Source organism: Vibrio sp. bablab_jr001, from assembly GCF_016464285.1.
Taxonomy (GTDB): domain Bacteria; phylum Pseudomonadota; class Gammaproteobacteria; order Enterobacterales; family Vibrionaceae; genus Vibrio; species Vibrio fluvialis.
Genome location: NZ_JACDWZ010000060.1, coordinates 1 through 397 on the forward strand (window position 1 = coordinate 1; position 397 = coordinate 397).

At 50.1% G+C, this 397-nt stretch carries 1 tRNA gene and 1 rRNA gene; both read left to right on the forward strand.

Annotated features, from left to right (window positions below):
• The first annotated feature begins 172 nt into the window (after window positions 1–172).
• Window positions 173–288, forward strand: a 5S ribosomal RNA gene (gene rrf, locus JIG40_RS10350).
• Window positions 289–320: 32 nt separating this feature from the next.
• Window positions 321–397 (forward strand) — tRNA-Asp (locus tag JIG40_RS10355).

The following is a 397-nucleotide window of genomic DNA, read 5'->3' on the forward strand; positions in this document are numbered from 1 at the left end:
GAACGTTGATAGGCAGGGTGTGTAAGCGTTGTGAGGCGTTGAGCTAACCTGTACTAATTGCCCGTGAGGCTTAACCATACAACACCCAAGGGGTTTTGTAGTGGACTCAAAGCTAAGCGCATAAGAATGTGTTGAGAGAACAAAAAACAGCTTTCCGAATTTTAAGAATTTGCTTGGCGACCATAGCGTTTTGGACCCACCTGACTCCATTCCGAACTCAGAAGTGAAACGAAACAGCGTCGATGGTAGTGTGGGGTTTCCCCATGTGAGAGTAGAACATCGCCAGGCTTTAAATTTAGACTCTTGAGTCTAACCAGTGCGGAGCGGTAGTTCAGTTGGTTAGAATACCGGCCTGTCACGCCGGGGGTCGCGGGTTCGAGTCCCGTCCGCTCCGCCA